Raw genomic sequence first — 8,313 nt, forward strand, 5'->3', positions numbered from 1 at the left:
GTTTAGAAATTGATATTAACACCCAAAGTAAAAATACGGGGCGAAGGGTAACCACCATAATCTAACCCCAATGCACTTGCTCCGCCTGGGGCATCGCTGGCACCTGTATTCGCAGCTTCAGGAGAAAAACCTCCATAATACTTATCCCATTTGGCCAGATTCTCAATGGAGAGGTAAACACGAGCATACGAGATAATTTTCGGATTGACAGGCAATTTATAGCCTATAGTCAGATTTTTGATACGCAGGTAGTTAGAAGAGTATAACCAGCGTGAATCCAATGTAGTACCAGTAGTCGTACTCAAAATATAGGGCGTTTTGCCGTCACCCGGTTCGTCTTCCGACCACCAAGCATTTCTCCAATGCCCCATCACATTACTCTTGGCTCCCATACCCGGACGGTCTATGGCACGTCCCAGTACACCGAATATTTTACCGCCAGTCTGTGCCGTCAAAAGAACGGATAAATCAAAGTTCTTATAAGTAAAAGTATTGGTCATACCGAAGATAAATTTGGGATTGGGGCTACCCAAATAGTCTCTGTCATTCTCTTTATCATACTTACCATCATTGTTCACATCTCTATAACGAATGTCTCCCGGCTGAATTGTCTTGCCTTCGAAAGTAACAGGTTGCCCACCATGAGCAGCACTGTAAGCATCAATTTCCGCTTGATTCTTCCATACACCGATGGCATCATACATATAAAAGGTGTTGATCGGTTTGCCCACCATCAATACATTAGATACATTATTCTTGTCGAATCCGGAATACACTGGAGTATCATCCACACCTAAGGACTTCACTTCATTCTTGTTATATGACATATTGAAGGAAGTATCCCATTTAAAGTTCCCTGTTAAATTACGTGTATTCAGTTCTATTTCAAAACCTTCGTTGTGAATGTCTCCCAAATTGTCCCACATTCTAGTGAAGCCGGATGCACCTTCTACCGGCACCTGATACAACAGGTCAGTGGTATTCTTAGTGTACCAATCCAAAGAGAGTTGTATTCTGTTGTTTAAGAAACCAAGATCCAAGGCAATATCCGTACTATGCGTTTTCTCCCAACCCAAGTTATCGTTTCTCAGTGAATTTGCCTTATAACCAGCAAGCCCGGCATAATTGGCAGCAGCTAAAGTGGCATAAGCTGCCGTGTTACTGATAGAGTTGTTACCAGTGACACCATAACTGGCTCTCAGTTTGAAAGTGTTCCACCAGTTCAATCCCCAGTTCTTGAAAAACTTTTCGTTTGAAATCAACCAACCACCTGACACAGCAGGAAAGATACCCCACTTATTGTTTGCTCCAAATACAGAACCTCCATCATAACGCAAACTGGCGGACAGCATATAACGTTCAGCATAGTTATATTGTACACGTCCGAAAACTGACAACAATTTACTGGAAGTTTTTTCCGTAACTGTATTTTTATTAGCAGCTACTTTTGTTCCATCGAATGAACCGGTAATCAAGTCATTCGGAAAAGGCTCCTTATAGGTTTGTTCCGTTTTAAATCCGAGATTCGTCTCCTCGGAAGAGAAACCCGCCATAGCACTGACTCCATGGTCACCGAAAGTATGATCATAGTTGGCAACCGCCTGCAACAAAGTATTCCAAGAACGCTCTGTTGTGTGACCACCTGAAGATTTCTGACCTTCTCCAAGTGCCCAGTTTGAAGTGGCACTGGTAAAATTATAGGTATTACCGTCGGCATCGTAATAATTGACAGCACCCGAAAGTTCCACCCGGAAGTCAGTAAACGGTGTAATACGCAGGAAAGCATTTCCTGTCATACGTACCATTCTATTCTGGTTGATATTGGTATTCATGATATACACAGGACTCGACTGAGAGCCCGCCCAGTTGTACATTCCATTAGGTTCTACATTAGTCATGTAGCCTACGCCCGGTTCTGATATAGGATTCGCAGATAAAGCCATATGGATTTGCGAATCTTTACCGTTGGCACGTCCCGAACCGTCACTTACAATGTATGTCGGTGCCAGATTCATACCTATGGCAATATAATTATTGACTTTAGATTCTACATTTGTACGGAAAGAAAATCTTTCGTATCCGGTACCTGTAATGATACCTTCCTGATTCATGTAGCCCCCCGAAAATAGATAAGAAGTGTTTTCCGTAGCTCCGGATACATTCAGACTATAGTCCTGTACAATAGCTGTACGAAAGAATTCATCTTGCCAGTCCAACAATGAAAGGCTTTCAGGATTAGAGGTATAAGTGTGCGTATTTCTGATGTCATCACTTAGATAGTTGAACCAGCGTTCGTCGTTAGCAACCAGAAAAGCATCGGCTGAACCGGCTGCAATACCTAACTTAGCCAAACGATCGGCATTACTGTCAGATATGCTTGCACTTACACCCTTGTCTTTCGCTTTAACCAGATAATTGGCATCATTCCAACGCGTTCTGAATTCCATCCATTCTGTAGCACTCAGTATGTCCATTTTCTTTTCACGCGTCTGGATACCCACACTGGCATTGAAGGAAACTTTAGCTTTACCACTTTTCCCTTTCTTGGTAGAAACGATTACGACACCATTAGAACCACGTGAACCATAGATAGCTGCCGAAGCGGCGTCCTTCAACACTTCAATCGAAGCAATGTCAGAAGGATTCAGTCCGCTCAGAGTGGTCATAGGTACTCCGTCCACTACATAAAGCGGGTCGGCACTGGCATTGACAGACGCAGCGCCACGCACGCGAATCTGCATATCAGCACCCGGTTCACCTGTAGTGTTACGCACTGTTACACCAGCCAACTGTCCCTGCAGTGCATTTTCGGCACGTGCCATCGGGCGGTCCTGAATACTCTTAGCATCCATTTTGGCAACGGCACCGGTCAGCGTACTTTTCTTTACCGAACCATAACCGATAACTACTACCTCATCCAAGGTTTCCGTATCTTCTACTAATGTTATATTAATATAATCTTTCCCGCTTACGGGAATTTCCTGAGTGATATAACCCACATAACTTACTTTTAAAGTGGCATTGTCAGGTACATTGGGAATCGTAAACTTACCATCAAGATCGGTAATTGTACCGGTAGAGGTTTCTTTTACCAAAACAGAAGCTCCGATAACGGATTCTCCATTTTTATCAGTAATTAACCCATTGACAGTTTTGTTTTGTGCATACATTCCTGTACAAAACATAACAGATAAGATAAGAAAAAGCCATCTGACACCTGGCAAACAGGCTGGCCGTGGAAAATGTTTTTTGTTTTTCATGGTCTTTTTAAATTTAAAACAAGATACTATTAAAATAAACTTCCATCTACTTCAAATATAAAAACTATTTACGTGTTCCTCATTCGGAACAATGCGAAATTAGGCGGAAGTGCCCATTCTGACAATGGAATATCGTGTATATGCCAAGACAAAATCACCTTTTACAGTCATTTATCGCCAAATACACAATAATCCGTGTCAAAATGAATAATAGTCAAATCAAAAAGAATAGTTGTTCACTCAGTTACAGAAATTTCAACAGGCCCGAGCAATCCGGATGGAAGTAGCGGGCTATGTGCATTCCACCCTGTAAAGGAAGTCCAGGTAACGGGAGTCGTTTCAGGTTGCTTGTCTCCCACCAAGCGGTTCCACCAGCAATTAACCACCTCTATTTCCAGACGATTTGTTCCGGAACGCAATGCTTTGCTGATGTCAATCCGGTAAGGATAGCACCAAAGTGCAGGATATTCGTACCCATTCAGACGTACAGTAGCTATGCCTTCTACTTTGCCAAGATTGAGATAGCGGTGAGTCGATTCGTTTCCGTTGTAGTTGAAAGAAATACTGTAGGTTGCCTTTCCACTATAATATTTAACTTGCGGGTCTTCATCACAGCTCCAATCGGTAAGTTGGGAGAATGTCCGTTGAAAAGGTTCAGCATATACAGGGGTGAAATTCACCGTCCAATTTCCTTCGATGGTTTGTATAGGTTTACACGCAGGGAAATTCTTCTTTTCCGAAGAACTATATTTTTCTTCAGAAGATAGCTTGGCTTCTTCCCGGAACACAACAAACCAAGACTCCTCCGGACCGAACTCCAATGGAATGAAAGTTTTTCCATCGGCAAACTCATAATCCGTCAATTTTCTCATGACACCGGTAACCGGATTCCATAATTCCGGCTGAAGACCGGTTACACGAAATGCAATAGTCGCTTTGCGCCCCCCTTTTTTCTGGTTACTGACAAAATAGAGATGTGCATTCCCTTCTTGCCTATGAGTATACAGCATACTGTCGGGCAACAGGCAATCTTCGGCAATCTCCATCTTCCGCAACACATCTTGCAAGTTCATGCCGGAAAAGATATGCCCTTTCCCGTAAAATCTTTCTCCGACAGGTTCGGGTGCAGTTCCCCACATCTGACGTGCCAACGTCTCTACCTGGCTATCACATTCCGGATAATTCTGTCCGCTTGGAGAACACTCTGGTGGATTTCCTACGATGCACGCTCCGTCTTTCACCAAAGCAGCTATTTTCTCCAACATCTCCGGACGCATGGTGGTCTGTGGCGGCAGCACCAAGACAGCATAGCTGACACCCGAAGAGAGTACAATACGCCCGTTTGCCACAGAGGCATCCTTTAACAATACTTCCGCGTTGATAAAGTCATAATCATATCCCCGTGGCAAGGCAGGTTCGCGGTCACCGGTCATCTTGGGTACATCCTCTCCGATAAAATAGGCTACATCGGCTACGGGATTTCCGCTTTGCAGAAGTGCACACGAACGCCTGATATAATCTATATAACTTTTTGAAGAAGAAAACCAAGTGCCATGCCGGTTGAAATCGGTTCCAAACCAAGCACTGATACCGGGTTTACGCTCATCCGGCTGATGGAGATAAACATGCAGGACAAAATGGTTGATACCTTCACACCACGCCCAGTCTCCCCGCAGCTTCAAGTCGCGGGGCATCTGAGAAAAAGACCAGTGAGAGGTAAAAGCCTCAGCAGAGATACTTTTCTTCCCATAGATATGTCCTGCCGAGGCTGCACAACGCACCTCAACTGATCCACGTGTAGGTACCGACAACCAGAATTCTCCTCCGAGATCATGGCTGGCACCGCCATAGTTAAGAAATTCTCCCGGAAATCCCCAATGACCGTAATTTTCAATCCAAAGTCGCAAACCATTCTCTTCACAACGTTCACGCAGACCACCCACATATTCGGAAGCAATCCTGTCGGCAATCAGCCGGCGCATATCCCACAAAAAACGTTCCGACCTGTCGGCACTTTCCACAATACGCCCGGTCAGTACCGGTAACCAAGGATAGGGATCATACCCATACGTACGTATAAAATCCTCAGCAAAGCCATCCGTCCAGTTCTCCGGTCCTTTTTCATAACTATCCGCTACAACATGGCGTAGGGCATTCCGCCGGTCGGCAGGGATACGCTCCAACAATTTACCGATATAAGAGTCGAAATGGAACTGTGCCAGTTCCTTATTCATTTTATCAATTTCCAATCCGATGCCCTCGGGTCTTGTCGGAGAATTCATTGTACCTGTAGGCAACATGCCCGTATACAGAATAATCCATTTACCTGCAGGCACTTGCCATTTCAGCATTCCGTTGCTGTCTATTTGGGAGGAAAGGTCAATTACCTGAGACGGATTTACAACAAGAGACGGGCTTTCCGCTTCCACGGAAGCAGGCCAGTGATAAGTATCTGCAGCGACTTCCCAGTCAGGACTCATCTTACCCAATTGCTTTTCCACATAAGAAGTCAGACGGGCAGCACCGCTTAGTTCTATTTCACTCAATTTTCCACCTGTACCTTTAGCAAAGGTAATGCGGAATTCCGATGCTTTCCGGGCCGGAAAGTTTACGGATACAGGACCGAACCGCATCGGACCGACGGCTACATCCGTTTTCCCCCGATCTATTTTGAATCGGGTGACACTCTGCCAACCGCCATCCTCCTTACGAGCCTTCAACTCACATTCGGTAGTTATCTCACCAGCCGGAATAAGTTGGAAAGAACGTATCGTAACAGGCTGACTTAATTTAATTTCGATTTGCGTAGTACTTTTCGGAAGAGTGGTTATCGTAGCCGTATCCCCATCGAAAAAAAAAACGGGAAAAGAAATTCCATCGGAGGAAACAACCGGTGACTTTGTACTGATGCGGTCATCATCTTCTGCAGGAGCCGGAAATGCCTGTACAGAAACCGGTTGAAACTTTTCATCTCCTCCTTGAAAGGAATATTGAAATAACCGGTTCCCCTCCACACGTATCTCCCGGGAGACAAGATAACGCATAGCCTGCTCCGGCTGTACCCAAGGACCACCTGACTGGCTCCACCCCGGACAATTGAACACGCCGATTTTAATGCCCAACCTTCCGGCTTCACAAATAGCATGTACCATGCAATCCCACCATTCCTCACTGAAAATCGATACTTTTCCATCCGGTGCGGAACGTCCGATTACATTACTTATCATCGCCTCACCAATACCTATTTCAGCCATTGCCTCCAAATCGCGGGTAATACCTTCTTTAGAGATGTTTCCATTATCCCAATACCAATATACGTAGGGTTTGGTAGATTCAGGAGGATTTGAAAAGACCTGCTCCCACTTTTCTTTTGCAGGGCTCATTTCCTGACTACTTATCTTGCAATTTAAGCCCAGCAAGAATATTATCAGTATTACAATTCTCATAGTTTCCATTTATTTTTCATTGATTGTCATATTTTTCAGAACCAGTCCATCAATATAATCGGCATGAATCTTCGGGTCCTTGTTAGCCTTCAATTTCCAATTTTCGAAGATGAAATTCGAAAGTTTATACTGGCTTTCATCTTTGAGAACATCGAATGCAATGTCACATTCCATATTGATATTGCGCATTGTCACATGGTCTGCATAAGACAAAGGCGGGTCCTTGCGTCCTTTCAGATCAAAGAACTGCGTCCAGGGCTTTGCATAGAGGATGCTGTTGGCCGAACCGGTAATGTCTTCCACCAAGATATATTCATATCGTTGAGGAGTATCCTGGCGCATTTTCAACCAAAGCAACCGTTGCGCCTTGTCTACCTGACAACGGCGAAGTATGATATTATAGTTATGGATGGATTCACTACCGCAAGTCAGTGCACTGTGGCAGAACCCATAGATGCAATCTTCGATAATTACATTGCGGTTACTGCCATTGTTTTGCTTATCCTGATCAGCCCACGGTCCTTTTCCACCTTTCAGTGACACGGCATCATCATTGACTGACATATAACAATTCTTTATCAACACATTGGTACATACATCCACATCTACAGCATCACTACTCGGCGCCTTCACCGGCGAATGCGGAGCAAAGATGTGAAGGTTCAATAATTTCACATTCTTGCAACGATACAAGTGAGTGGTCCAATAGGGAGAGTTTTTCAAAGTTACACCTGAAAGCCAGACATCCTCCGAGTCGGATATGAAGACCAGCCGTGGACGGAGCTCTTCCAGATTGGTACATTCCCGATTGGCTTGACGACGAAGCCAGAAGGATTTCCAAAAACGTAAACCGTTACCGTTGATACATCCTTCACCCGAAATGGTAAATCCGTTCACACCAATAGCATTTACCAGCGCTGCAAAATATTTTATGTTTTGTCCTTCCATCCGTGTATCAATCAACGCAAAATTGCTGATGTCATCACTCCCTTTCAAAGTACCCTTCTTTTCTATATAAAGGTGTGTGTTGGGCTTGAAGAAGAGAGAGCCACTCAAGAAAGTCCCCTGAGGAATATGGATAACACCGCCACCTTCCTGAGATACTTTATCAATAACGGCTTGTATCTTTTCCGTTTGTACAACCGTACTGTCGTTTATCACTCCATAATCGGTTATGCAGTAACTTTTTCCCAATTCGTGAACCGGTTTGATTTCATTGTTCCGAAACCACTCGGGTATAGGAGTTCCATCAGGAAAAACTTCCGTAGCCGATACTTGTAAAACAGAAAAAGACAGACCTGCAATAATACAGCATTTTAGTAATTTCTTATTCATTTCTTTTGGTATGATTAATGGTTAATACTTAATCAAGTGTCATTCTATTCTCCACTCAATTTGCTAGCGAGGCAAAAGTAGAGGATAGCCTTTTTATAGAAATGGATAATCATGTATTTATTTGTTATATTGTGTACACTGACGAATTCTCCAGTATAAACTTACAGAAAAAGATGTAGAATGAAGGTCCACGCACCTATAAGGAAAGAAAAAGTTTTGTAGTGTACTGAATAAGTTGACACTTCTAAAATTAGAAATTCATATGGAAGCAT

General features: G+C 43.8%; 3 protein-coding genes. All 3 read right to left on the reverse strand.

Going from position 1 to position 8,313, the window contains the following annotated elements:
* Positions 1–2: 2 nt before the first annotated feature.
* Entirely contained in the window at positions 3–3,185 is a 3,183-nt protein-coding gene (locus QZ135_RS19205) for a TonB-dependent receptor (protein ID WP_294613064.1), read from the reverse strand.
* Between the two features lie 311 nt (positions 3,186–3,496).
* Entirely contained in the window at positions 3,497–6,706 is a 3,210-nt protein-coding gene (locus QZ135_RS19210; RefSeq protein ID WP_294613067.1) for a glycosyl hydrolase, read from the reverse strand.
* 9 nt (positions 6,707–6,715) lie between these two features.
* Positions 6,716–8,041, reverse strand: coding sequence for a glycosyl hydrolase family 28 protein (locus QZ135_RS19215; RefSeq protein WP_294613070.1), 1,326 nt, complete (start codon positions 8,039–8,041; stop codon positions 6,716–6,718).
* Between the last annotated feature and the right edge of the window lie 272 nt (positions 8,042–8,313).

This window comes from uncultured Bacteroides sp., from assembly GCF_905207245.1.
Classification (GTDB): Bacteria; Bacteroidota; Bacteroidia; order Bacteroidales; family Bacteroidaceae; genus Bacteroides.

Coding starts and splice junctions, on each gene's coding strand:
- QZ135_RS19215 (WP_294613070.1), bottom strand. CDS start 8,041: ATGAATAAGAAATTACTAAAATGCTGTATTATTGCAGGTCTGTCTTTT.
- QZ135_RS19205 (WP_294613064.1), bottom strand. CDS start 3,185: ATGTTTTGTACAGGAATGTATGCACAAAACAAAACTGTCAATGGGTTA.
- QZ135_RS19210 (WP_294613067.1), bottom strand. CDS start 6,706: ATGAGAATTGTAATACTGATAATATTCTTGCTGGGCTTAAATTGCAAG.